Annotated in this window: 19 protein-coding genes and 1 tRNA gene; 10 read left to right on the top strand and 10 right to left on the bottom strand. The window is 60.2% G+C overall.

The genetic code is table 11. The annotated features are described in order from the left end of the window. Positions 1-41: 41 nt before the first annotated feature. Positions 42-482 carry a hypothetical protein gene (locus V5E97_RS15125; RefSeq protein WP_406700142.1) on the bottom strand — a complete coding sequence of 147 codons (441 nt, stop codon included), beginning with the start codon at positions 480-482 and terminating at the stop codon, positions 42-44. A 272-nt stretch (positions 483-754) separates the two neighbouring features. Next, positions 755-2,212: an ammonium transporter gene (locus tag V5E97_RS15130; RefSeq protein WP_406700143.1), complete on the bottom strand. Its 1,458-nt coding sequence runs from the start codon at positions 2,210-2,212 to the stop codon at positions 755-757. 576 nt (positions 2,213-2,788) lie between these two features. On the opposite strand from V5E97_RS15130, the gene V5E97_RS15135 reads away from it, so the two are divergent. The 4 genes from V5E97_RS15135 (at position 2,789) to V5E97_RS15150 (ending at position 6,298) form a co-directional block, all read left to right on the top strand. Continuing rightward, the gene (locus V5E97_RS15135) at positions 2,789-3,391 is read left to right on the top strand and encodes a tetratricopeptide repeat protein (RefSeq protein WP_406700144.1); all 603 of its coding nucleotides are present in this window, start codon (positions 2,789-2,791) and stop codon (positions 3,389-3,391) included. 276 nt (positions 3,392-3,667) lie between these two features. Further along, positions 3,668-4,546 (top strand): 4-(cytidine 5'-diphospho)-2-C-methyl-D-erythritol kinase, encoded by an 879-nt coding sequence (gene ispE, locus V5E97_RS15140; RefSeq protein WP_406700145.1) that lies wholly within the window; start codon positions 3,668-3,670, stop codon positions 4,544-4,546. Positions 4,547-4,580: 34 nt separating this feature from the next. Continuing rightward, entirely contained in the window at positions 4,581-5,219 is a 639-nt protein-coding gene (locus V5E97_RS15145) for a septation protein SpoVG family protein (protein WP_406700146.1), read from the top strand. A 125-nt stretch (positions 5,220-5,344) separates the two neighbouring features. Beyond that, positions 5,345-6,298 (top strand): alpha/beta hydrolase, encoded by a 954-nt coding sequence (locus V5E97_RS15150; RefSeq protein WP_406700147.1) that lies wholly within the window; start codon positions 5,345-5,347, stop codon positions 6,296-6,298. Positions 6,299-6,619: 321 nt separating this feature from the next. Here the strand turns inward: V5E97_RS15150 and purQ are convergent, their stop codons facing one another. The 6 genes from purQ to V5E97_RS15180 all read right to left on the bottom strand — a co-directional run bounded on the left by purQ (position 6,620) and on the right by V5E97_RS15180 (position 16,063). After that, a complete protein-coding gene (purQ, locus tag V5E97_RS15155; protein ID WP_406700148.1) occupies positions 6,620-7,396 on the bottom strand; it encodes a phosphoribosylformylglycinamidine synthase I in 777 nt (258 codons plus the stop codon). An 85-nt stretch (positions 7,397-7,481) separates the two neighbouring features. Continuing rightward, positions 7,482-8,315, bottom strand: a complete 834-nt coding sequence (locus tag V5E97_RS15160; protein ID WP_074306296.1) for an NYN domain-containing protein — start codon at positions 8,313-8,315, stop codon at positions 7,482-7,484. A gap of 57 nt (positions 8,316-8,372) precedes the next feature. Continuing rightward, a complete protein-coding gene (purL, locus tag V5E97_RS15165; RefSeq protein ID WP_406700149.1) occupies positions 8,373-11,243 on the bottom strand; it encodes a phosphoribosylformylglycinamidine synthase subunit PurL in 2,871 nt (956 codons plus the stop codon). A gap of 349 nt (positions 11,244-11,592) precedes the next feature. Then, a complete protein-coding gene (locus V5E97_RS15170; protein WP_406700150.1) occupies positions 11,593-12,468 on the bottom strand; it encodes a prephenate dehydrogenase in 876 nt (291 codons plus the stop codon). 374 nt (positions 12,469-12,842) lie between these two features. Further along, positions 12,843-14,147, bottom strand: coding sequence for a protein kinase domain-containing protein (locus V5E97_RS15175; protein WP_406700151.1), 1,305 nt, complete (start codon positions 14,145-14,147; stop codon positions 12,843-12,845). Between the two features lie 254 nt (positions 14,148-14,401). Further along, on the bottom strand, positions 14,402-16,063 hold the full coding sequence (locus tag V5E97_RS15180) for an AMP-binding protein (protein ID WP_406700152.1): 1,662 nt from the start codon (positions 16,061-16,063) through the stop codon (positions 14,402-14,404). Between the two features lie 450 nt (positions 16,064-16,513). Between V5E97_RS15180 and V5E97_RS15185 the strand changes: the two genes are divergently transcribed. The 4 genes from V5E97_RS15185 (at position 16,514) to V5E97_RS15200 (ending at position 19,328) form a co-directional block, all read left to right on the top strand. Further along, the gene (locus tag V5E97_RS15185) at positions 16,514-17,176 is read left to right on the top strand and encodes a dioxygenase family protein (protein ID WP_406700153.1); all 663 of its coding nucleotides are present in this window, start codon (positions 16,514-16,516) and stop codon (positions 17,174-17,176) included. Positions 17,177-17,371: 195 nt separating this feature from the next. Continuing rightward, the gene (gene yhdJ, locus V5E97_RS15190; protein ID WP_406701162.1) at positions 17,372-18,238 is read left to right on the top strand and encodes an adenine-specific DNA-methyltransferase; all 867 of its coding nucleotides are present in this window, start codon (positions 17,372-17,374) and stop codon (positions 18,236-18,238) included. Positions 18,239-18,272: 34 nt separating this feature from the next. Next, on the top strand, positions 18,273-19,160 hold the full coding sequence (locus V5E97_RS15195) for a heparin lyase I family protein (RefSeq protein WP_406700154.1): 888 nt from the start codon (positions 18,273-18,275) through the stop codon (positions 19,158-19,160). A gap of 96 nt (positions 19,161-19,256) precedes the next feature. Beyond that, positions 19,257-19,328: transfer RNA gene (locus V5E97_RS15200), tRNA-Gly, on the top strand. A 768-nt stretch (positions 19,329-20,096) separates the two neighbouring features. Here V5E97_RS15200 and V5E97_RS15205 read toward each other — a convergent pair. Next, entirely contained in the window at positions 20,097-20,459 is a 363-nt protein-coding gene (locus tag V5E97_RS15205; protein WP_406700155.1) for an ankyrin repeat domain-containing protein, read from the bottom strand. Between the two features lie 460 nt (positions 20,460-20,919). After that, complete coding sequence (locus V5E97_RS15210; protein ID WP_406700156.1) at positions 20,920-21,177, bottom strand: hypothetical protein; 258 nt, start codon at positions 21,175-21,177, stop codon at positions 20,920-20,922. A gap of 413 nt (positions 21,178-21,590) precedes the next feature. Between V5E97_RS15210 and V5E97_RS15215 the strand changes: the two genes are divergently transcribed. Together V5E97_RS15215 and V5E97_RS15220 are read left to right on the top strand one after the other, a co-directional pair. Next, the gene (locus V5E97_RS15215) at positions 21,591-23,540 is read left to right on the top strand and encodes an ATP-dependent nuclease (RefSeq protein ID WP_406700157.1); all 1,950 of its coding nucleotides are present in this window, start codon (positions 21,591-21,593) and stop codon (positions 23,538-23,540) included. A gap of 219 nt (positions 23,541-23,759) precedes the next feature. Further along, the gene (locus tag V5E97_RS15220) at positions 23,760-24,323 is read left to right on the top strand and encodes a ribose-phosphate pyrophosphokinase-like domain-containing protein (RefSeq protein ID WP_406700158.1); all 564 of its coding nucleotides are present in this window, start codon (positions 23,760-23,762) and stop codon (positions 24,321-24,323) included. The last annotated feature ends 318 nt before the right edge of the window (positions 24,324-24,641 follow it).

Here is a 24,641-nt window from a genome sequence, read left to right on the forward strand (position 1 = left end):
CCCGAGAACGGCTCGAAGAAAGGTGTTGTGCTGCCGCCTCGTCACTCCTTGGTGGTCGATTCGCCGGAATTCGGTGGGGTGTGCTGAGGTTTGCGGGCGATCGGGCCGAGGGAGAAGAAGGGTCTGGCATCTTTGCCCATCCAATAGGCAAAGAAGGCGCCAAAACCAATCATGAGCTGGGTGATCGAACGCAGGTCGTAGAAATGGACCACGAGGTACTGGAACCCGTCATCGGCTTTGAACGGTGAAAATCGCCACTCCGTGTAGAGGCCCAGAATCAGCGCCGCCAGGGCGCAAGCGACACCACGCGCTGGCGATCGGTGCTGGGCAAGCAGGCTGCACCCAAGGCCCAGCATGGCCCCTGGAATCATCAGGCCATAGAGGTTTTGGTCCACCAGCCAGTTGAAGACAGAGTAGCCGATGATGGCCCCAAGCGCGGCACCGACGAGGCCGAGTAGGTTGCTCGTGACTCTATCGATCATCGAGGTTCTCCCTGTCCCAAGTCGCTGGGCCGTGATTCTATGGAATTTATCGAAGTCGGTGGTGCTTCCATAGTAGGAAGCGGCGATCTCGATCCGGAAGGGGCATCAAAAGTCGCCGGTGGGACCAATTTGCTCCTGCTGTCATAATGAACGAGTGCAATCGACGAGGCGAGCGTCGCAGAGCCGACCCAAAGAAAAATCCCTCCGTCCGGACCTTTTGAGGCCCGGACGGAGGGACTGGACTGAACTGGATTCATCAAGAGCGTTGACGTTCAGACGGTGACCGAATACTCAACCGGGGCCGATTTCTTCAAAGTGACGGCCGGGTGAACCTGATCAGGCAGGCCGCCCAGGAACTCGCCGGCACCCATGATATAGCCGCGTTCGCCGTGCTGGGTCAGGTCCAGGCCGACCTCTTCCTCTTCCTCGGTGACGCGAAGCCCGACCAGGGCGTCGACCAGCTTCAGAATGCCGAACGTGACGATGAAGCTGTAGGTCGCCGCGGCGGCCACGGAGAGGACCTGGGAGGTCAGCAGGCTCGGATTTCCATAGAAGAGGCCCGCCGGATTCGCGCTGATGCCCGCCTTGGCCAGGAGGCCGACCGCGACGGCGCCGAAGATGCCCCCGACGCCGTGGACCCCAAAGACGTCGAGTGAGTCGTCATACCCGAGCTTGCTCTTCATGAGGATCGCACCGTAGCAGACGCCGCAGACGAGCAGGCCGATGATCATGGCCCCCAGGGGGGTGACGAAGCCGGCGGCGGGGGTGATCGCGACCAGGCCGGCGACGGCCCCGGTGCAGGTGCCCAAGACGGTTGCCTTGCCCTTATGGAGATACTCGATCAACGACCAGCTCACGGTGGCCGCCGCGGCGGCGATATTCGTGTTCACGAAGGCGGCGACCGCCGAGGAGTTGGCCGCCAGGGCACTGCCGGCGTTGAACCCGAACCAGCCGAACCAGAGGAGACCGGTCCCGAGCGCGGTCATGGTCAGGTTGTGGGGGTGCATATCTTCACTGCCTAACCCCTTTCGCTTGCCCATCACCAGGACGCAGCAGAGGGCCGCGATCCCCGAGATGATGTGGACGACCAGGCCGCCGGCGAAGTCGAGAGCCCCCAGGCCCTTGATCCAGCCGTTGGGGCTCCAGACCCAGTGGCAAACCGGGTCGTACACGAACGTGGCCCAGAGCAACGTGAAGAGGATGTAGGCCGAGAATTTCATCCGCTCGGCGAACGCACCCGAGATCAGGGCGGGTGTGATCACGGCGAACATGAGCTGGAAGACCATGAAGAGCTGGTGAGGAATGGTGGCGGCATAGGCGGGGTTGGGGGCGAAGCCGACATCCTTGAGCCCGACATAATCGAGGCCGCCGATCAGGCCATGGTAAACGTCGGGGCTGAACGCGAGGCTGTAACCGAAGAGAACCCACTGCAAAGCCACCACGCCCAGGAGGACGAAACTTTGCTGGAAGGTGGCGAGGACGTTCTTTCGCCTCACCATCCCTGCATAGAAGAGACCCAACCCCGGGGTCATCAGCATCACCAAGGCGGCACAGACCATCACGAAGGCCGTGTCCGCGCCATTTATCTCGGGCACGGCGGCCGAGGCGGCTTCCTCCGCATTCGCCCAGACCGGCAATCCCAATAGTCCGAGGGCAGAGAGTGCCCCCGCCACGAATGCACGCTGCCCCTTGGTCATCGTCGAAGTCCCCGCGCTGGTTGGAATGCTCATTCTCCCACCATCCCCGGAGAGCCGGGAATAACGTCCCGAAAGCGGCTCACGCCTCCGGTCTCGTTACGCGTCGCATCCCCTCGAAGGCGGATGAGCGTGGCGTCTTTTTCGGAGCTGATTGATGAGCTAGGCACGACCCTGACTCGATCATCGCCAGTGCTATTTGCAGATCGAATGCCAGAGACCGATATGGTCGAAAAATTGGTTTGTAAGCGATGTAATGGAAACGAGTTAAGTTTGTTGACCCTGGGTCGTGGCTCCCGGCGGTCAAACCGGCGGTTGCCTCGAAGCTACGCGGGTATGCCATAAAGATAGGCTTGCTCTGCGGGGCCTCGTGGAGAGCGCGTTCTCGCACTCTGGAGGGCGTATTGTTTTGCTGGGAGGATCGTCAATGGTTTCGAGACGTACGGCGTGTTGAAACGCCCGCGGAGTGGGCCATCGAGCGGCTCGGTTTGGTCGCTTGGGGCCGTGGCGAGGACTCCGCGCCTGTGGTGGGGGACGATATGCTGGAAGCATTGGCGTGCAGAATGATTGACAGTACGCGGGTGCAGGGCGAACGAAGGGTAAGGGGCAACGATGTCGGACCAAGGGGCAGGGGAGAGTCGACCGCCGAAGCGGCCTGGCGGACCGGGCCAGGGGAGTCACAAACCGGCCGGCGGGGGGCCGGGGCCGAAGCGACGTGGAGGGCTTCGCCTGAAACGACTACTTGGGGGTGAGGGCCAGGATTACGAGCTGGACCATCCCAAGTGCGTTCTTGAGATGGAGCTCGACTACGAGGAGGGGATCGAGTGCCGCAAGGCCGGCGATCCCGAGGCGGCCCGCGATGCTCTGCGGTATGCCTTGCAGGGGTGCGGCGACAATATGTGGGTTCACGTAGCGCTGGGGCGGATCGCGCTCGAGGACTTCAATGACGCGACCCTGGCCCGGGGGCACTTCGGCTACGCCTTCGAGCTGGCCGAGCGTGCCTTTCCTCCCGGTTTCCATGGGTGTCTCCCACAACATCGGGATGCGAATCGCCCGTTCTACGATGCAATCGACGGCCTGATCGAGTGCTATGAGGCCCTAAGCATGCCGGGCGAGGCACAGTCACTCCGCAACGTCGCCGAGGCCCTGATCGCGGGACGGAGGAGCCGCCTGTCGGGACCTCCCCGCGGTCCCGGAAAGCCAAGAAAGAATTGAGGTTGGCGGGGGGCTGTTTCCGATCGCGCGGGAGAGTCGCCGGTCGCCCGGATCTTTCGACTTTAAGGATTTTTCGGCTTGCGATGATTTCTGGAACGGGATAGAAGATCCGCAGTTCGTGACGGATGCGGTTGGAGACGCTCTGAAGCCCTTTTCGGTGGAAACACCGATTGACGAAACTCAGGACAGGATAATGAGTTTCCGGAGCGATAACTTTCCAAATCGGTCGCGTGATCTCAGGCTTGCCACGACGGCCGAACTCTGGACAAAAGTTCAATGATCGTCCGTCCCATCGACGGTGGCGTGGAAGTCCTCGCCCCGGCGAAGTTGAACCTGTTTCTGGAAATCTTGGGCCGCAGGCCCGACGGCTACCACGAGATTGAATCGATCATGGTAGCTGTGGACCTGTATGACACCTTGATCTTTACCGACGACCCCTCGGGGAAGATCACGCTCCGATGCGATGATCCGACCCTTCCGACTGGCCGCGACAACTTAGTTGTTAAGGCAGCCGAGCGTCTTCGGGAGCGATCGGGCTGCCCTCACGGGGTGTCGATCGAGCTTCGCAAGGCCATCCCGGCGCAAGCTGGGCTGGCGGGTGGCTCGAGTGACGCGGCCGCCACTCTGGCGGCCCTAGACCGGCTCTGGGATTTGCGGACACCCCCCGGCTCGATGGATGATCTGGCCGGGGAGATTGGCAGTGATGTGGCGTTCTTCCGTAAGTGTCCGGCCGCCATTTGCCGAGGCCGAGGTGAGCAAGTGGAAGCCTTGACTCTGACGAGGCCGCTCCACTTTGTCTTGGTCTGTCCGCCGATCGGTCTGAGCACGGCCGACGTGTACCGAAATCTGACACTGCCCGAACGGCCCAGGCCGATCGGGCCGGTTGTCGAATCGCTGGTCGAGGACCGACCGGCTGCCCTGGGACAGAGCCTATTCAACCGGCTCCAACCCGTCGCCGAGACGCTCGCTCCCGCATTGACGCGGGTCCGTAACGCCCTGGCGAGCCTTGGCCCGTTACTTGACGGGCACCTAATGAGCGGGAGCGGCTCAGCCTACTTTGGGCTCGGCCGCAACCAAGGCGCGGCACACGCCGCCGCCCAGCACCTTGAAACGCTCGGACTAGGACGAGTCCGGGTCGTATCCTGCGGCCCTTGAGCAGCAGAGAACGCCTCGTAAAGGAGTACCGGCTGTGGAGATCACCGAAGTCCGCATCAAGCTCATGGAAGACAACTCGGGCAGCAACGAACGGTTGCAGGCCTTTTGTAGCATCACCTTTGATGATATGTTCGTCATTCGTGACCTCAAGATCATCGAGGGTGCCAAGGGCTTCTTCGTCGCCATGCCTTCCCGCAAGTTGACCGATCGTTGCCACCACTGCGGAACGAAGAACCACTTGCGGAGCCGGTTCTGCAACCAGTGCGGTAGTCGATTGGATGAGAATCGAGCCATCCGCGACGCCGACGGCCGCGCCAAGCTGCACGCCGATATCGCGCACCCGATCAACTCCATGTGCCGTGAGAAGATCCAAGGCGCCGTTCTTGCCTCCTATGCCGACGAACTCGAACGTGCCAAGATGCCCGGCTACGTCTCGCGTTATGATGACCTCGACGGTGAATACGACGTGCCGTTGGAGACCACCGCGCCGGGCGTCGTTGGAATCGTGGGTGAGCCGCCCTTGCGACGTGGTCCGCTCCGGGGTCACACCCAGCATACTCGGGGCAACCAATCGGTGCTCCGCGGGCCCCACGTCCCCCCTCGCAAAGAGAGCTCGGTCGAAGGCGTTGCGTCCGACCGTGAGACCGGCCAGGGCTTCGCCAGCGGACTTTGAGCGCACCGCGTCTCTCGCTCGGACGGAACGACCGGACGAGAGACGCGCTTCGCTGACCCGATCCCGACCAGCCATGGCGCCATTCCGCGCCGTGGCTTTCGTTTCGTGATATCGGGAGCTTCCTCATGATGGTAGAATCGGTCTCCATGAAAACGACCGAGGAAGAAAGTCCCTCCGCGAGTCGCGGCCCGGAGCGGCCCGTCCACCCACCGGGGTTGATCCGGAGGATTCGCCGTCTCTTCTGCCTCCCTTTCACGATCTACATCGGTGTGGGCGTCATGCTCTTCGCGCTTCAGGTCGACCTGATCTTCCCGGGCGCCAAACGCCAAGGCGATCCCTCCACCCTCGTCAAAGCCCGCCCCGACGAACAGATCGTGACGTTGACCACAACGCATGACGACCGGGTCGTCGCCCTCTTCGCCCCGGCGCTGACACCCGAGGGAAAACCCCACCCCAACGCACCCGCTTGCCCGAGCCTCCTCTACTTTTACGGCAATGCGATGTGCCTGAGCGACGCCATCGATCAAGTCGAGCATTTCCGGCGACTTGGCGTCAACGTGCTCACTCCCGACTACGTCGGTTATGGAATGAGCGGGGGCAAGGCTTCCGAGTCCGGCTGCCAGGCCACCGCCGATGCCGCGCTCGCTCACTTGAAAAGTCGTAAAGACGTCGATCCTACCAGAATCATCGCCGCCGGCTGGTCGCTCGGTGGAGCCGTCGCCATTGATCTGGCCTCACGTGGCAAGGTCCAAGGGGTGATCTCCTTCTGTACCTTCACCAGCATGGCCGAGATGGCCCGTCGCAATATCCCGCTGCTCCCCGCGTCGCTCCTGTTGCGCCATCGCTTCGATAACGAATCGAAGATCGCCAAGGTGACCTGCCCGATCCTGATCGGTCACGGTCGGCGCGACACGCTGATCCCCCACTCGATGGCCGACCGCCTGGCCACGGCCGCTCGAGCCCCGGTCATGAGATTCACGGTGGAAGAAGCCGGTCATAACGACTTCTTCGCCACGGGCGGTGATCAGGTTCTCGACTCAATGCGAACCTTCATCGCACCGTTCGCGCGCACTGAATGAGTGAGGCGGCTCTGGGGAACGGTGCGCGGCTCTGATGAGCCGTCTGTTCGACAGCGCGAAGAAGAAGGGATGGACCGATCTTACTGTTTCCGGGGCCGCCCTCGGTTTCGGAGGGTTCACTCCTCGCCACCGGTAAGGATGTTCGCGGGTGGCCGATTCCCGGAACGTGGGGAGTTTGAACGCACGGATTCCGGATTCGGACCCCGTGCGTTCCAGGCCAATTCGTGATTACCCGTGATCCGAGGACGGGACACGTGAGATTCAGCAGTCGGTCATCAACGACGGCGATTGCTCATTGGAATCGCGGATGGAGGAAGTTTCCTAGCGAAGTGAAGCGATCGCGCTTTGGAAAATGCGGAGGCCATCGCACGAGGAGTCCGCGCCTGGGTCGCGGCGGGTCCATCGGGGGTGGTGGATCGGGTCAATGAACCGCTCGGGGTGCGGCATCAATCCGAAGATGCGGCCGGTTGGGTCGCAGAGCCCAGCCACGGCGCCCGGCGTCCCGTTGGGGTTGGCCGGATACTCCTGAGTGACTGCGCCGGACGCATCGATGTAGCGAAGCACGACTTGGCCGGCGGTTTCCAACGCGGCGAGGGCGTTGGGATCGGCCAGGAGAAACCTGCCTTCGCCGTGGGCGACGGGAAGTTCGATCGGGGCCGTGTCGGTGATGAACGGTGAGAGACCGGGCTGCGGCTGCATCCGCACCCAGCGCGACTCGAAGCGTCCTGAGTCGTTGTGCGTCAGCGTGGCCTTGGTTGGCAAAGTGCCACCAGGAAGAAGTCCGGCGCGGACGAGGACCTGGAAGCCGTTGCAGATACCCAGGATAAGGCCGCCGCGCTCGTGGAACTGACGCAGGGCGTCACCGAGGACGGTGCCGAGCCGGGTCGCGAAGATCCGGCCCGCTCCCAGGTCGTCGCCATACGAGAACCCGCCGGGAATCGTCAGAATCTGGAACCGATTGAGGGTCTCGGATTCTTCCAGCAAGCGAGCAATGTGCCAGGTTTCTACCTCAGCGCCCGCCTGCTCCCAGGCGAACGCGGTCTCTTCGTTGCAATTGGTGCCGGGAGCTCGGAGGACGATCACGCGGGGAATTGCCATTGGGAAAGCATCCTGAGTCGAAGACGACGCCCTCGGCCCCCTCGCCGTTGATATTGATTTAGGCCGAGGGGGCGGTGAGGAACGGTCAGTAGTTACCCTCGTTGGGGGAGTAGGATGTCGCCGGGTAGTCGACCTCGGCCCGGTAGGCAAGATTGCGCCGGATCAGATCGGCTTCGTAAACCTGGACGACAAAATCGGCGGCGATCTTGAGCCGGGAGGAGGCTCCCTTCGCGGGGAAGTCGGCCGGGGCACCGCGGCGGAACTCGGCTACGCCGACGTGCTTCGATCGTCCCTTCACGTAATTGATTCCAGGGATCCCGTCCGCGTCGCCCGAGATCAAGAGGGCGATGTCGTACGTATCCTGGAGGGCCACCATGTCCACCGCGAGGCTCGTGTCGAGCCCTTTTTCGTTGAGGGTGTGGTGGAGCAGGTCGACCTTCCAATGCCCTTCCTGGCGAATCTCCACGAAGTCGGTCGCGGCCTGCACGCCGTGATAGAACCGCTTCTTACGCTCGAGAGCGCGTCGCTTCCCCTCATACCACTCGCGGGTCTCGTTGAAGCAGAGGTTCCAGGCTTCTTCAATCTGACGCTCACCCGGCAAGTCGGGCTGGCGACGGCTGACGTCTTCGAGGTAACTGTCCCGCAGCCTCGGATTGAGCTCAAAGCGGCTTCGAAGCCGTGACTCCGCTTTCGGATCGTTGAGGTCCCACTCATCCATCTTTCCGACGACATACCAATAAATGCGCGAATGCTGAGCCGAGGGCCAGGGAGACCCTTCGGCAAAGGTTCGGCCCCAATAATGAACGCTCTGCTCGAACACGTGCCGATAGAACGAACCGTAGTCATCGACTCGCAAGTTTAAATGTTTCAATACGCCGTCGAGATTCGAGCCGTCGACGAAAGTGACGAACCGAAGCATTTTTTGAGTCCTCGTTTGTTCGCAAAATTCCATGTTCAAAGTGTGCTTGCCTTTCCTCTACCAACGAAGAGGATGTTGCCAGGCTTCTTTCAGAACGGACACAGACGCATCGATCACGGGAGTCGCGCCAAGTCCCACAATGGTCAAACGGGCCGGAGACGAATCAATTCCGCCGGTAACCTCGCCGAGCGGCCCCAAGGGCAAGCCAGCGAAGAGCTCGGTCAAAGCTTGGGCGTTCTCGGGCAGAACCTCGAGCAGGAATCGCGTCGGCGATTCCGAGAACAGCAGGGCCGCATCGTGCGCGGCGGCTTCATCACGGGGCACACCCTGGAGATTAGCTTTCGCCCCCAGTCCCCCCGCCAGGGCCATTTCCGCCAGCGCGACGGCCAGGCCCCCTTCACTGAGGTCGTGGCAGCTTCGGATCAAGCCCTGGTTGATCGCGGCATGAAGCCGCTGGAACAAAGGCCGGCCGGTCGCTGGTTCCACGCGGGGGACTTCACCCCCCTCAACTCCTTGAATCATCGCCCAGTGCGATCCCCCCAGCTCAAGCCGGGTCTGCCCGAGGACGAACAGGAGATTTCCCGCCTTTTTGAGGTCCATCGTGACGCACTTGCGGACGTCGGGGACCTGCCCCATGGCGCTGATCAGGAGCGTCGGGGGGATCGCTCGGCTCTTGCCTTCATGGGTGTATTCATTGTAAAGGCTATCTTTACCGGAAACGAAGGGCGTGCCGTAGGCGACGGCCACGTCGAGACATCCCTGGGCGGCGCGAACGAGCGATCCCAGTGTTTCGGGACGCTCGGTATTGCCCCAGCAGAAGTTGTCGAGCAAGGCGATCCGGTCCGGGTCTGCGCCCACGGCCACGCAGTTGCGAATGGCCTCGTCGATGACACAGCCGGCCATGGCGTACGGATCGAGCCGGCCGTACCGCGGGTTAATTCCGCAAGAGACGGCCAGACCCTTGGTGGAGCCGCGAACCGGGAGCACGACCGAGGCATCGCCGGGGCCGTCATCCTGCGCGCCGACCAGCGGCTTGACTACCGTCCGCGCTTGCACTTCATGGTCGTACTGGCGAACGATCCACTCCTTGCTACAGACGTCCCACGACTCCATGATCCGGGCCAGATCTTGAGTGTAATCGGCACGGTCAGGCAGCTCGATGGCAAGGACCGGCGGCGGGGTGTACGTCGCGTCGCGGACGACGGCCGGTCGCCCCTCATGGAGGAAATCCATCGAGAGGTCGGCCACCGTCTCGTCGTGGTACCGCAAGGTCAGTCGGCCGGAGGCGACGAACTCACCGAGGTCGGTCGCTTCGACCGACTCGCTGGCGCACAACGCTTCCAACTCCTGCCACGACTCCGGGGGAACGGCCAGGACCATGCGTTCCTGGGCCTCGGAGATCCAGATCTCGGTATACGAGAGTCCTTCGTACTTGAGTGGCGCCCGGTCGAGGTCGACGACGGCGCCGAGCTCTGCGCCCATCTCACCGACGGCCGAGCTAAACCCACCCGCGCCGCAGTCGGTGATCGAGCGAAAGAGACCACGATCCCGGGCCTGCATGATCACGTCGAGAACCATCTTCTCGGTGATGGCGTTGCCGATCTGGACCGCCCCTCCGGAGATGCTCTCGCTGTCGCTGGTCAATTCGGCCGAGCTGAACGTGGCGCCGTGGATCCCGTCTCGGCCGGTTCGGCCGCCGATGGCGACGATCCGGTCGCCCGGTTCCACATGCTTCTCGGAAAGGCCACGGGGGATGAGCCCGATCGTGCCGCAGAAGACAAGCGGATTGGCCAGGTAGTCGGGATCGACGACGAGCGCTCCGTTGACGGTCGGGATGCCCATCCGGTTGCCGTAGTCGCGCACACCGGCCACGATCCCCTTGAGGACGCGCTTGGGATGAAGCACGCCCGCGGGAAGCGCATCCGGGGGATAGTCGGGCGGAGCGACGCAAAAGACGTCGGTATTGCAGATCGGCTTGGCGCCGAGCCCGGTCCCCATCGGGTCGCGGATCACGCCGCCCAGGCCGGTGTTGGCTCCCCCGTAGGGATCGATCGCGGAGGGATGGTTGTGAGTTTCAACCTTGAAGCAGACGTCGTAGGCGTCATCGAACCGGACGACCCCCGCGTTGTCCGCGAAGACGCTGACGAGCCAGTCGGGGTTGAGGATCTGCGTCGCCTGAAAGATTGTTTTCTTCAGGAGGTTTTGGATCACCTCGCCCTCGAACCGGATGAGTCCCCGGAGCGTCTTGTGCGAACAGTGCTCGCTCCAGGTTTGCGCCAGGGTCTCGAGCTCGCAGTCGGTCGGGTCGCGTCCGAGCTCAGCGAAGTGGGCGCGGATCGACTGCATTTCCTCGAGGCTCAGATAGAGCTGACCCTCTTTGCTCAGCTTCACGAGCGCGTCGTCGTCCATCGTCCGGATCGGCACTTCCACGCGCAGAAGCTGATACGGGTGGCCTTGCCCGAGCCGGTCGAGCGACAAGGGGCCGACGATCGCCTGCTCGACCGCGTCATTGGAGAGGACGCGCTGAATGAGCCGGGGGAGGGAGTCGGCCGGCCCTTCGATCCGGTAGGTGCGGATCGTCCGAACGCTCTCGACGGCGAACCCGAGGGCACGAAGCGTGGCCAGCGCACTCTCCGCCTCGGGGTCGGTCACTCCGGGCTTGGGCAGGACGTGCACGGTGGTCCCTGATCCCGCCACGGCCTGGCCGCTGGGGCGAACGGCGAACGTCTCGACGATCGGATCGACCAGGAGCGTCTCGGCGGCGCTTTGGACGTCCTCACCGTTGAGCGTCCCTTCGAGCAGAAACCCTCGGCTCGCCGCGATCTGCCAGGGGCCGGGGAGCCCCAGTTCGGCCGCCTCGGCCGCCAGTCGAGCTCCTTCGCGGTCCGCGTTACCAGCGGCCGGATCAATTTGCAAGTGCCATAACATATAGGTAACGTTCTTGTCCCTGAGGATCCATAACGCCTGGGTTGAGAGAAACTCGTCTCGCCTATCAAAACTAGGCTTGGGAATTCGATAACTTACCGGGCCGGAACAGATCGCTTTCGTTCCGGGCGTCGGGTCGTGTGCCAGTGATCCAGTCGGGTTGAAGCGATTGAACCGGCCAGCGTGGCGAGGCGAGTGACGTCGAGGTTCAAAGGATCGGCAATGACCGGGTTGGTCGCGGGGGCGGGACGCTTATCCTCGTTGGGGTGTCGATGGGCTCGTGAAATTAACCAAAGTTCCAAATCATCGTGTTTCTGCGTCGATCTGATCGTGGCCAGATCGGGACCTGTCGTCAACCGTCCGTCGTTCCGGAGCCGTTCAGGGAATCGAAATGGGCGCGTCGGTTCTTGGCGTTCGCCCACCAGGTCATGATTCTCTGCTCGTCGTCGGCTTCGAGGGCGGATTCCAGGCCTGCCAGTGAGTCCCGAAACGTCTTGAGCGATTCCAGGATCGGTGCCCTGTTTTCTCGAAAGATACCGGCCCAGAGCGACGCGTCGGAACCGGCGACACGGGTCCCGTCGCGGTAGGCGCCTGCGGCCATCGTCAAGGTTTCGCGAGGGATTGCTCCGGCCAGGGCGGCGGCGACCGCATGAGGCAGATGGCTGGTCAAGGCCAGCGCCGAGTCGTGTTCGGGGGGCGATAATTCGATCAACCGGCAGCCAAGGCTGCTCCAGAAGTCGCGAGCCCGTTGGAGCCGGTCGGGAGGCGTCTTCTCGGTGGGGGTCAAGATGCAGGGCTTGGCCTCGAACAGGTTGGGGACCGCATGGGCGACCCCTTTTCGTTCCGAGCCGGCGATCGGGTGCCCGCCGACAAAGCAGGCCCGTGCGCGAGGGTCGAGTTCGACCGCCTCGACGATTCGTTGCTTCGTGCTGCCGGCGTCGGTGATCAAGACCCCTTGAGGGCCGAGCGCTGCCACGTCGCGGACGTCGTCTGCGATCCGGGTGACGGGGGTGCAAACCACGACGATCGCGGCCCCGTTCACGCCCCGGCCCAGGTCGGTCGTTCCCGCGTCAATGGCACCGAGTTGAACCGCCTCGGCCAGTCTTGCCGGGTCACGTCCAATCCCGATGACCCGATCGGCCAGACCCCGAGAACGAATCGCCTGCCCGATCGACCCGCCAATCAGGCCGACACCGATAATGGCTACCGTCCCAAGACGCTCCAACACACCCGAGCCCTTTCCACAATTCGCCATAGTGATTTAATCGAGTTTAAACAAAGAAAGAGGCCCAAGAACAAGTCGTCAAGGCGATATCAGAGCCCCAAGTCGGCGTGACACTCATCCTCAACCAGAGAAACCTGTCCTGACTCGATCTTGCGAAACCAAACAGGGTGAAAAAGCAAAAAACCGGCGATCCGCCACTCAGGAATTCGGACACTTATTTAGGTGAGGGGAGGGACCGGATTGGGTTCCCGTGAGAGAGCGATCATCTTAATCAAAAAAACATCGGAGGCCAATCCCCCAGATGCGAGGAACCGCCGGCTCGCCGCGGGTTGGAGGAGTGTCATTGGTTGCCGTTGGAACGGCGGAACAGCCTGACGTCAGCCGTTGTTGTCGAGATAAGGTCGGAGTGCTTCGGCCATGGCCGCGGCCGATTTCCAGCGGTCCCGTGGCTGCTTTTCAAGGGACTTACGCAAAACACGCTCGAGTCCTTCAGGCGCCTCGGGGCGAAGGGCACGGAGCGGAACCGCGGGGTTCTCGAGGATGATGCAGTAGGCGTCGGCCCGTTTGGGATCGAAGTTGAGGTACGGATATTGGAACGTCAACAGGTAGTAGAGCGTGGCCCCTGCGCTATAGATGTCAGCCGCTTCCTTGATGTCGCGGAAGTCGCGAATGTGGTCGGGCGAGAGAAAGCCGACGGAGCCGCCGATGTCCCCTTGGTGAGTCAGGCCGATAAAACCGTTGTTCTCGCGAAAGTTCTTGGCCAGACCGAAGTCGGACAGCTTGACCTGGGGACGTTGCGGTGGACCCATGACGAGCAAGTTTGAGGGCTTGATATCGCGATGGACGTAGCCTCGGGAGTGGGCGTACTCGAGGGCGGAGAGGAGCAGCCGGCCAATCCGCGCTGTGGTCCCGATCGAGAGCGGCGTGGATAATCCCCCGGCCCATTGCAGTGCGTTCTTTCCCGCGACGTATTCCATGATGAGCTGGAATTGACCGTCGATCTCCAGAATGTCGTAGAAGGCCACGACGTTGGGGTGACACTGGCCGCTCGGCATTAAGAGATCTTTGAGGATGATCATCTCGCGCCGAAAGTAGTCTCTGGCTTTGGCGCTGGCGGCCCCGGTCGGGATCATCATCTTGATGGCCACCTGCCGGTTGACCGAGAGCTGGCGGGCGAGGTAGACCTCGCCCATGCCGCCGAACCCGAGCCGCCGCTCGATCAGATAGTCGGGATCCGTGGTCGGAAACTGTTTCCTGCGCTGCGAGCAGGGTTCGCAGAGCCAGGCGCCCGGAATATCGTCCGTCAAGGTCGTGTAGGGGCCGACGTCAGGAGCCGGTTGCCCACACCCGAGGCAATGGATCAGGCTCTTGCCTTCTTCGGTCTTTCGTTCGAGCTGAACGACGAAGGCACTATCTCCGGCCGTGATCACGTCGCCGTTTCGAAGGACGCTCGAGTCGACCCGGCGGCCGTTGACCTTCGTCCCATTCGTGCTCCCCATGTCTTCCAGGGTGCAGTGGAGCGGGCTGAGGTCCACCCGGAAGTGCTCACGCGAGAGGAGGCGATCCTCGTGCATCGAGAAGCGAACCTGCGACGATCGGCCAACCACACAAGAGTCACGGTCGCTCAGGAACTGTTCCTGGCCGGCGTGCGGACCCGATGTGACCCGAAGGACGACCTCCATTCGATTCTCCGAGACGACCCGCGCAAAAAAACGAGGTTGAGGAAGAAAAAGAAGAGGACCCTACCGTATTCTACACGAGGTCGGTAGCCCGCGCGAATCCGCGGCTCCACGCCAGCGGTCATTCCTGTTCTCCGGCGGAACAGAAAACAATGGGGGCGGGCCGGCAAGCCCCCGTGGGAGAATCACCCCGGCAGGCGGCGGCCCTGACCCATTTGCATCGCACGCCAGATCGGAAAGAGCGCCTCTGTTTCCGATCACCTTGGCAAGCGTTGCTGAGCGATCTCGCGCAATTGGCGGAGGTCGATCTTGCCGGAACCCAGGATGGGGATGGCTTCAACCTCGATGAAGTCCTCCGCCGCGGGGATCCAGAGCCGTGGCATGGTTCCGGCGGTGAGCCGGCGATTCACCTCTTGCGGCGTCATGTTGAGCGGGGTGTGGATTACGTAGAGCCGTTCTCCACGCCTGACGTCGGGCAACGATGTGATGGCCACGTTCTGTTCGTTGGTCAGGGTCGCTTCCTGGATCGCCGTCTCGACCGCCATGTGCGGCACCATCTCGCCGCCAATTTTCGAGAATCGGCTGAGCCGGTCGGTGATCCTGAGGAATCCATCCTCATCGACATAGCCGATGTCACCGGTTTGATACCAGCCGTCCTTGAGCACTTTGGCTGTCGCCTCCGGCTGGTTCAAATAACCGACCATGACCTGCGGACCCGAGACCAGGATCATACCAGCCTCGCCCCGAGGCAGATCCGCTCCCGTGTCGGGGTCGATGGTTCTGACGCTGGTGCCCGGCAATGGCACTCCGACCGTCCCTTCCCGAAACCCAGGGGCGGTTCGGCCGTTGGCCAACACGATATCGTGCGGGACAGCGAACGCCGCCGCCGGGGAAAGCTCCGTGCAACCGTACCCTTCCAACGGCTCGATTTTGAGCGTCTCGCGGAGTTCGCGAGCGAGCTCCGGCTTGAGCTTTTCGGCCCCGAGGAGCAGATGCACGAGGGTTGCGAATTGCTTGGGATCGCACCGCTGGAGGTAGCTCCGCATGAAGGTTGGCGTCCCTGCGATCAGGGTCACCTGATGCGTCTCGCAGAGCTTGCCGATCGTCTTGGCGTCCAGCGGATTGAAGTGATAAACGATCTTCTTGCCGAGGCAGAGAACCGTCCAGATCCCGACGGTGAACCCGAATGAGTGGAAGAACGGAAGGATGCCCAGGATACTCTCGTCAGGCAATATATTTAGGTGAGTGTTGATTTGATGGATGTTGCTCAGGATGTTGCGGTGTGAGAGAACCACGCCCTTCGGATTTCCGGTCGATCCCGACGTGAAAATGACGGTGGCGGTATCGTTCAGATTCTCGTTGCGGAGCCCGGGGAGGAACCGGCCCAATTGCGAGATCGGAACGAGCTTCGCGACGGCCGCCGCCCAAAGTTTATCGGCCAAGGTGACCTGCTTGGGAATGTCCTCGAGCAGGATGAGTTCCCCTTTGGGCCGGAGCTTGAACTTGTCGAGCACCTTCTCGGAGGTCACGACGTGCGTGATCCCGCACTGGTCGATCGACGAGTTGATCAGGGACTCGGTCGCCGTGTAGTTCAGATTGACCGGGATCCGTCCCCAGAGGGTCAGCGTGAGGTTCGCGACCGAGGCGGGGACCGTCGGCGGGATGAACAGGCCAACATAGGGTTGTGGGCCGAGTTTGCGGGCCAGGACTCGACCCAAGGCGAGTGCACGGATAAAAGTTTTTCCATACGTGAGGCTGGCCCCCGTACTATCACTGATGGCGGGTTGGCCCCATTTGGCCCTCGCCTGGTGAACGAAGGCACGCGCCAGCGACCGCCAATTGGGAGGCAGGGGAGGAAGCGGGATTTCCAATGCGGGTTGCATCGTTCCAGCGGGCCTCGTCGCGGTTTCTTGGCTCATGGAATTCCCTCGCAAACAGGCAGCAGGCCGCGCCGCTCCGTCTCGCACTTGTGAGCGGCCGATTCGATAAGAATGGATGCGCGCCGACAATGTACGCGACTTGCGAAAGTCAGACAACACGTTCTTTGTTCGACGCAACCCGGCCGCCCGGCTCGCTCTTGAGAAAATAGCAGGGCGGTCGATCCCAGGAAGTGGCTTGGGTTAGAATACCCTCCAACGGTCAAGGAGCCACGAGACTCGGGTCGGCAGGGGCAAGCAACCGTGGCTCACTGCCAGAACACCAGACCCAAACAGAGGATCGCACAGCCATCATGACAAGGGCAGGGGAGTCCGTCGGAATTCTTGCCCAGGGCCTTTCCGTTCGTCGCTCCTTTGTTCGATAGTAAGAGAACTCACTCCATCCATTGTAACCGGCTCCAACCTTCCGCCTTTCTTGTAGGGGAAACTCCGATGCACGACGTCCATGGCTCGAGCAATCGCCGCCACTTCCTCGGCGCAATGGCCTTCGGCGCTGCCGCGTTCACCACGCGCGGAGTGTTCGCCGAGGAGTTGGTCCGCACCCCCAAGCAGACCGAGGGGCCCTTTTACCCCGACAAATTACCGCTTGATACCGACAACGACCTCTTGATCGTCAATGACTCGATCACGCCGGCCGTGGGTGAGGTGACGTATCTGACGGGTCGGATCCTGGATGCGAAGGGAGATCCGATCAAGAACGCCGTGGTGGAGATCTGGCAGGTGGACAACAACGGGGCCTACCGCCACTCCAAGGACCAGAACCACGACAAGCAGGACAAGAACTTCCAGGGGTTTGGCCGCTTCTTGACCAGCTCGACCGGCGAATACTCGTTCCGCACCGTGAAGCCCGTTCCCTACCCGGGGCGGACCCCTCACATCCATTTCAAGCTCCGCAAGAGTGGCAAGGATCTGCTGACCACCCAATGTTACGTCAAGGGCCATCCCAACAACGAGAGCGACGGGATCTACCGTAGTCTCCGCGACCCGAAGCTCCGAGACGCAGTGACCGTCGACTTCGCCCCGATCCCCAACTCACGCATCGGTGAGCTGGCCGCGAAGTTCGATATTGTTCTGGGCTTCACGCCCGAAGCCTGACGCCAATCCCCGCGAAGTGCCCGGCTGTCGCGGCCCGGCCGGGACGTCGCGATGCTTGCACGATTGTTCCAGCGGCGGCCGCGTTTCTCCAGCCCTCGTGGCGGAAAACGAAGGGCTCCCTGCTGGAGCCACTTGGCCCTGCGTTTGAGAACGATCCGATCGCCAACGGGTTGCATCGCGTTGATTCGTCCTTCGATGGACCTGATGATGACGAAGCTCGAAGACGAGTCGACCACGATCTATCACGGCGATTGCCTTGAGGTCATGCGCGACCTGATTCCCGATGGTCAGGTCGACCTGGTCTTCGCCGATCCTCCCTACAACCTCGGAAAGCAATTCGGAACGAGCGAAGACAGGTGGCCGTCGGACGATGCCTACGCGTCGTGGTGCTACTCCTGGTTGCAGCTTTGCCTGCGCAAGCTGACACCCACGGGAAGCCTCTACGTGATGACGAGCACGCAGGCGATGCCCTTCCTAGACCTCTGGCTCCGCAACGAGTGCACCATCCTCTCCCGAATCGTCTGGCACTACGATAGCTCCGGGGTGCAGGCCCGAAAGTTTTACGGTTCGATGTATGAGCCAATTCTGTTCTGTGTCAAGGATCGCAAGTCGTATACCTACAATGCGGATGAGATCGAGGTGCCAGCGCGCACCGGGGCGGTCCGCAGGCTGATCGACTATCGTAAGCCGATTCCGGAACAGTACAAGGCGACCAAAGTTCCTGGAAATGTGTGGTATTACCCACGCGTTCGATATCGGATGTCCGAATATGAGCAACATCCGTCCCAGAAGCCGGAAGCCTTGATCGAGCGAGTCATCAAGGCGAGCTCCAACGTCGGTGACCTGGTCCTCGACCCGTTCGCGGGCACGTTCACCACGTCTGCGGTTGCCAGACGGCTCGGGCGCAGGAGCCTTGGAATCGAGCGAGAACGAGACTACTTCAAGATCGGTGCGCGTCGGCTGGGGCTGGCTCAAACGCTGGATGGAGAAGACCTCCGGCCGTTAGCCAAGCCGTATGTCAAGAGAAACGGGAGAGGCGCAATCGGCGGATCAGGACTATGAACCCATTCTTTTGCTAGCATCAAGGTGAGTCATAATGATGAGCAATTTTATTGCGGGCTGGATTCGGTTCTCCCTTGCGATCGTCACTGTTCTGGCGACATCCTGGAATGTCGCTCTCGCCCAGAACCAGCCCAGTGGACTCCTCTTCAGTGAGCGTTTTGAGGATGCAAAGTTGCTGAGCCGAGGCTGGTACGATGGCAAGTCCTTCACGCTGGTGGAAGATCGACCTGGTTCTGGAAATCAATCGATTCAGTATCATTTCACCAAGGGAAAGCTGACGCCGGTCGACTCCTCGGGCGTGAGGCGTTCGATTGAGCCGACAGACGTCGTGCATTTACGATTCTCGATCAAACTCTCGTCCGACTGGACCTGGACCGGTCGACCTTACGGTCCGCACCTCCTCCACTTCATGACCACCGAGAACAGCAAATACCACGGCCCGGCCCACAGCCATTTGACCGTCTACATTGAGCCGGTCAACGGCAAGCTCCGGCTGGCCACGCAGGACATTCAGAATGCGAGCCAACCTCACGGCTTGACCCAAGGTCAATTGAAGGGGGGCTACAACGGTCAGTTCTTCGACAGCAAAGACGTCCTCTTCGACGACGGCAAGTGGCATACAGTGGAAGCGATGTTCAAGCTAAACAGCTTGGATCTCGCCAAGTCTACCCCCAACGCCGACGGTGAACTGCGTGCCTGGGTTGATGGAAAACGTGTGATCGAACGCACCGACGTGGTTTTTCGCTCGACCGACTTCCCCACGATGAAATTCAATCAATTCCTGATGACTCCCTACTTCCATCACGGTGTTCCGCACGACCAGACCCTCTGGATCGACAACCTTGCGGTGGGCACGGAGCGTCTAGGGCCTGTCGGAAACGAGGCGGGCGTCACCGATCCGAAAGCCAGCGACGTTCCTTGAGTCGAGTCGATCGCAGAAGTCGAAATCCAAAATCTCTCGGAAATGGGAAGATACCCCTTGCCGTCGAGAGCACCTCCTGGTAAATTCACTTCAGATGCGGGTGTAATTCAGTGGTAGAATGCCAGCTTCCCAAGCTGGACGTCGAGGGTTCGAATCCCTTCGCCCGCTCTGAACGTAAAGTCATTAGCCGAAAGCTGTTACGCTAATCCTCCGATAATCGGCGGTGCGGCCTGGAAGCCCGAAACCGGTAGTACCTGGTACTACCGAGTTCCTCGGGACTGACTAAGGGAACCGCAATACTCGACCGCACTTCTCCCCCTCCCAAATACCGCCACTACAAGCCAATTAATCTCGTCGTCGGCCGAATCAGCGGCCACGGCTATTATCTGGGCGCGTATAACACTGTGGAACTGAACCCGTAAAAGGGGTTCTCCCGCGCTTTGGGTGACGAAGCCCCTCACCTTGGCTAGTCGTCCTCGAATTCATTCTTTGTATCACTCCACGATGACGACGCGGGCCTTCAAGTGAACGAATCCCACTCGGCCGCACATCTGACGTTTGATTGTCTTTAGCCGATTCGCGGGACCTTCCACCGGACCGTTGCTTCATCATGTGGTCACCGCAGACTCGACGCGGTGAATCCCTCCGGCGAAGCTGTAGTCCTCGGGGCAAGCACCGACCTTGGCTCGCGATAACCACTCCCCAACGTGCCGGTCGATCGCTTGCGGATCAACTCGTGAACTCGTCCGCAAGATCCAAGGCTGCTGGCAGTCGTGCATATCAAGCATCTCAGACTTAGCACCGCCCCCATTTGCGAAATGTCGCACCAAGGCGGACCCATGAGAGTTCTCATTGTCGGTTATCCCGACATTCGCCACCGCCCTGATCGAGGGCAATCAGAATTCGGGTGCAGGTCACTGGGTCATTATTTCGCTGCTATTTGGTCGCACCGGCTTGTTTCAAGAGAAGCACGATTTCCGTCTTTTCGCCTCGTTGTGCCGCATGAAGTGCCGTCGTACCGTCCTCCCAAGTCGCATTCGGGCTGGCCCCAGAAGCCAACAAGACTTTGACTTGATGTACGTCTCCTCTGAGGACAGCAGAGTAGAGTCTCTCGTCGAGACAGTATACCTGGTACAGATAGCGTCCAAAGATTGACAGCAACACCACGCCGGCGAGCCACAGACGGAGGCGTTGCCATCGTTGCGGTGAACGCGACAGAAAAGCGGTAGCAACGCAGAGGCCGAAGATGATCAGTCCCGCCGCAAGGAGCATGAACAGAATGAAGCCGCCGAAATCCATAATTCAATTCCTCCTCATTCGGATTTATTGTGTTCTAAATCCACGGCCTCTGGCCGTGTGACCCGAAGAGTTTCGAGCGATCCGTCGTGCTATCTCCCGCATTACGTTAACCATGGGAAACGGTTGAGAAAGGCTTCGATTGAGTGGACATGTAAACGTCGAGCGAAAAAGGGACATTCGTCAATATTGCCGCTGCTTGAGCAAACTGGTACGGCATTTATGGACGGGTGCAATCACCGAACAAGTCGAAGTCAAACGCGATCTTGTCTATATTGTGCAAATAACGTCAAAATTGACGAATATCCCCTTTAAATTGCCTCGCGAAGATCATTCACGTCACCCCAAAGGCCGTCGAACACTGGCTGAACAAGAAACGGAAGATCAGGCCGATGGTCGCCGCGTTTATCCGCTCGCTGAAGCCGCCGCCAAAACGTACCTGAGAGTTATTGGCCGGCGATTTTCAGAACGCCCCATACCCCATCCCCGCCATCCCGCCGTCCTTCGTCACCCAGACGGTGGCCGACGTGCCTTCCACGTCGAGGAACATCCGCCCGATGCTCTGGTTCCAGATCAGCTTCGCCTTTGGCTTGACCCGGTAGACGTATTCGGCGGTTCGATCCTCCTGTCGCCAGCGCGAGCCGTCGGAGAGATCGTACACCCGGCCGCCCTGGTAGCCTCGGAACCGACCGGCGATGCGGCCCTCCCAATCCGTTTCCATCGTGGCGATCCTCCTAAGCGGCAGGATCGCAGGTCGGGCGACCGGTGTTCAGACGAACATATTGTCCCAGGACGATTTCGACGGATCTAAGGAAAGCCAATAAAACGCTAAGAAGGTGGTTGGCCCCACGCTTGACCCGTTGGCGAGATGGGGGCGTTATCGGGGCGAGTTCCGGCGGAAAATCAAGTTCTGCTAAGTGTGCCTTTGATCAAAGCGAACGTCACTCGGGGTAATTGCGTCAGGAATTGGTTCGAGGTTTTCTCCTCCTCTATTGACCCCGGAGTGCTTTGTCGAGAGATTAGCCAGTTGCCCCGTTTGCGAGGCGGGATCTTACTCAGCGAAGGTCCGTCCGCTCCATCTGAGCCAGCCTCAGGCGATTTGCCTTTTATTTTTTCTGCGAGAAGGCACTTAGCATGAAAATATCAGAGGTTAGAATTCAGAATCTTCGAGGATATAAAGACCAGACGATCACCTTCAATGATTACAACTGTCTTGTAGGTCCGAATGGTGCCGGAAAATCGACGATTCTCTGCGCGCTCTGCATCTTTTTCCGGGATACTGAGCACTCGGCAACCAGTCTTCATTGTCTTGATGCCGAGGATTTCTATTGCATGGACACCAGTAATCCAATCAAGATTACAGTCACGTTCACCGACCTCAATGCTGATGCGGCAAAGGATTTCAAAGAGTATTACAGGCAAGGGAAGCTAATTGTCACAGCGATTGCGAGCTATAACGTCGAAGCAAAATCCGCTGATGTTAAGCAGGCCGGCATGCGATTGGTGATGAGAGATTTCCGGTCCTATTTCGCGGCAGACAGCGACGGGAAACCAGTCACCGAGCTGAAGGGAAAGTACGAGGCAATTCGCCTGAAATACCCGGAACTACCGGCGCCGGGAACCAAGGCGGTGATGGCCGGTGCATTGCGGAAGTATGAAGAAGAGCATCCCGCCCAATGCGAACTGGTGCCGAGTTCAGATCAGTTTTACGGTTTTTCAAATGGATCGAATCGCTTGGCCAAGTATCTCCAGTGGGTTTATGTCCCCGCAGTGAAAGACGCATCGAAGGAGCAAACAGAGGCGAAAGCTACCTCACTTGGGAAACTCCTCGCGCGAACCGTCCGATCCAAGATGAAGTTCGATGATCAGATCGGGCAGATGCGATTGGACATGATGTCCAAGTACAATCAGTTGTTGGAAGACAACCAGTCTAGCCTCCAGGATCTTTCCGAGACGCTCAATGAACGTCTGAGGGAGTGGGCGCATCCAGACGCTCGAATGGGACTCAGGTGGCATGCATCGCCCGAGAAGGCCATCAAGGTCGATGAGCCACTTGCACAGATCGTAGCGGGCGAAGGCAATTTCGACGGCGAACTCTCCCGCTTCGGTCACGGGCTTCAGCGTTGTTATCTCTTGGCCCTACTCAAGGAACTCGCAGGGATTGACGACCCCCAAGGTCCCAGGCTCATTCTGGGGTGCGAAGAGCCCGAACTGCATCAACATCCTCCGCAGGCGCGTCATCTTGCCGATGTACTTTTTCGCCTCAGCGAGGGAAACTCGCAGGTGATTGTCAGCACTCACAGCCCATTGTTCATCACTGGCGAACGATTCCCTGACGTTCGACTTGTACGCAAAGACGCGAAAGGAACTGGATCGGCCGTCTCAAATGTGACAATGGAACGCTTTGCCGAGACAGTTGCGGAAGCAAAGGATGAGCCGCCTGTTAAACCGGAGACCGCGACTCTCAGGATGCACCAGGCGCTCCTGCCAGCTTTGAACGAACTGTTTTTTACAAAAGTAGTTGTCCTGGTCGAGGGACTGGAAGATATCGCATACCTGACCACCTACTTCGCTCTTCTCGACAAATGGACCGAATTCCGTCGCCTTGGATGCCACATGGTTTCGGCAGATCGCAAGAGCAATATTCTGAATCCACTGGCAATTACTAAGTGCCTAGGAATTCCAACGTTCGTGGTGTTCGATTCGGATGCTCATACTCCCGATAACAAAAATGGGAATCGAATCAAGCATGAGAAGGACAATGCGGCGATACTCCGGCTCAGAGGGTATCGGGCTCAGGTAGCGATGCCCACCGATACGTTTTGGGCACGCGATACAGTGATGTGGAATTCGGAAATCGGTCGAGTGGTAAGAGAGGAAATTGGAGACGGTCATCTCGAGATTTTGACCAGGGCACGGACTCATTTTGGAAATGATGGAGGCGTCGAGAAATCGGCACTTTTTATTGCACATTTCCTGCAGGACGCATGGCATCTACAGATGAGATCGGCGAGTCTCACCAAGCTCTGCGAGTCCATCCTCGAGTTCTCACGCGATCCATTCCCAGAATCCATGGGACGGTAGAACCCGCCGCGTGGGCTTTGAATAGACCTGACAGACGGGGGCCACATGGCCAGAGGACTGGGCCTTTTCAGATTCCGCTTGCGCGAACCCAGAATCCTGCTACGGTCTGCTCATGCGAGCGACCAGTAAATCCATCACACCCTTTCTCTTTGCAGCAGGCCTCGGTCGCTCGCGTATCCTTGTGCCTGCTGCACCAGAGAAGTGGCTAATGGATAGCAGATGCTTCATGAGATAGTGATTCAAACCAAGGACGGGTCATTCCAGACCCACTCCTTTCAATTCCCGGGTGGCGAGCTGCAAGTTCAGGTCCCGTGCTTCCCGGAACATGTCGAAGGCGACATCTCGGTAACCGCTCGCCTTCAGTCCCCCGCCTCACTCATCCAACTCCTTCTGCTGGATGAAATCCTCTCGCGGACTCACAGGAGCGGCCGACGAACGCTCGTCGATCCCTATTTCCCCTACGCCCGGCAAGACCGGGTGATGGCTCACAATGAAGCCTTCAGCCTGAAAGCCGTGTCGCGACTGGTGAATGAGATGAACTTCGACCGAATCGTGGTCTGCGATCCGCACAGCGACGTGACGCCTGCCCTGATCGAAGGCGTGGAAATCATCAAATCATCAGCCAGTTGGAGCTGGTCAAGAATCACGCCGAGCTACAACCCATCCTGGGCGGGGATTTCGCCTCCATCGTCGCGCCCGATGCCGGGGCTGCCAAGAAAGCCTCTGCGGTGGCCAAGCATTACGGCCTGCCGTTGGTCACCGCGTCGAAGGTGCGGGATGTGACCACCGGGGCGATCGCCGGGACGTGTGCGTCCGGTGAACCCCTTCTTGCGGCCCATGCTACGATCGGTGCATGGCCGAAAGGAGGTGAACTATGGGCCGAGTGGCAGGTTCGGGCAAGGGTCGGGAGCCGTACTGGCGACTGGGGAAAGCGAAAAAGACAGCCATGTAGGAAACCGTCAAAACGAGGGCGGGCAGCCTGGGGACGAAGTGGCCCCGTCCCGGCCAGGAATGCTGGCGGTTTGTTCAGATTCCGGGGACGAACTGCGGGCCGATGGACCATCTCTGTCGCTGCAGATCACGCTCGCCACACTGGTAATA

Source organism: Singulisphaera photorubra, assembly GCF_045290345.1.
Classification (GTDB): domain Bacteria; phylum Planctomycetota; class Planctomycetia; order Isosphaerales; family Isosphaeraceae; genus Singulisphaera.

Coding starts and splice junctions, on each gene's coding strand:
- V5E97_RS15125 (WP_406700142.1), bottom strand. CDS start 482: ATGATCGATAGAGTCACGAGCAACCTACTCGGCCTCGTCGGTGCCGCG.
- V5E97_RS15130 (WP_406700143.1), bottom strand. CDS start 2,212: ATGAGCATTCCAACCAGCGCGGGGACTTCGACGATGACCAAGGGGCAG.
- V5E97_RS15135 (WP_406700144.1), top strand. CDS start 2,789: ATGTCGGACCAAGGGGCAGGGGAGAGTCGACCGCCGAAGCGGCCTGGC.
- ispE (WP_406700145.1), top strand. CDS start 3,668: ATGATCGTCCGTCCCATCGACGGTGGCGTGGAAGTCCTCGCCCCGGCG.
- V5E97_RS15150 (WP_406700147.1), top strand. CDS start 5,345: ATGATGGTAGAATCGGTCTCCATGAAAACGACCGAGGAAGAAAGTCCC.
- purQ (WP_406700148.1), bottom strand. CDS start 7,396: ATGGCAATTCCCCGCGTGATCGTCCTCCGAGCTCCCGGCACCAATTGC.
- V5E97_RS15160 (WP_074306296.1), bottom strand. CDS start 8,315: ATGCTTCGGTTCGTCACTTTCGTCGACGGCTCGAATCTCGACGGCGTA.
- purL (WP_406700149.1), bottom strand. CDS start 11,243: ATGTTATGGCACTTGCAAATTGATCCGGCCGCTGGTAACGCGGACCGC.
- V5E97_RS15175 (WP_406700151.1), bottom strand. CDS start 14,147: ATGGAGGTCGTCCTTCGGGTCACATCGGGTCCGCACGCCGGCCAGGAA.
- V5E97_RS15180 (WP_406700152.1), bottom strand. CDS start 16,063: ATGAGCCAAGAAACCGCGACGAGGCCCGCTGGAACGATGCAACCCGCA.
- V5E97_RS15185 (WP_406700153.1), top strand. CDS start 16,514: ATGCACGACGTCCATGGCTCGAGCAATCGCCGCCACTTCCTCGGCGCA.
- yhdJ (WP_406701162.1), top strand. CDS start 17,372: ATGGACCTGATGATGACGAAGCTCGAAGACGAGTCGACCACGATCTAT.
- V5E97_RS15195 (WP_406700154.1), top strand. CDS start 18,273: ATGATGAGCAATTTTATTGCGGGCTGGATTCGGTTCTCCCTTGCGATC.
- V5E97_RS15205 (WP_406700155.1), bottom strand. CDS start 20,459: ATGGATTTCGGCGGCTTCATTCTGTTCATGCTCCTTGCGGCGGGACTG.
- V5E97_RS15210 (WP_406700156.1), bottom strand. CDS start 21,177: ATGGAAACGGATTGGGAGGGCCGCATCGCCGGTCGGTTCCGAGGCTAC.
- V5E97_RS15215 (WP_406700157.1), top strand. CDS start 21,591: ATGAAAATATCAGAGGTTAGAATTCAGAATCTTCGAGGATATAAAGAC.
- V5E97_RS15220 (WP_406700158.1), top strand. CDS start 23,760: ATGCTTCATGAGATAGTGATTCAAACCAAGGACGGGTCATTCCAGACC.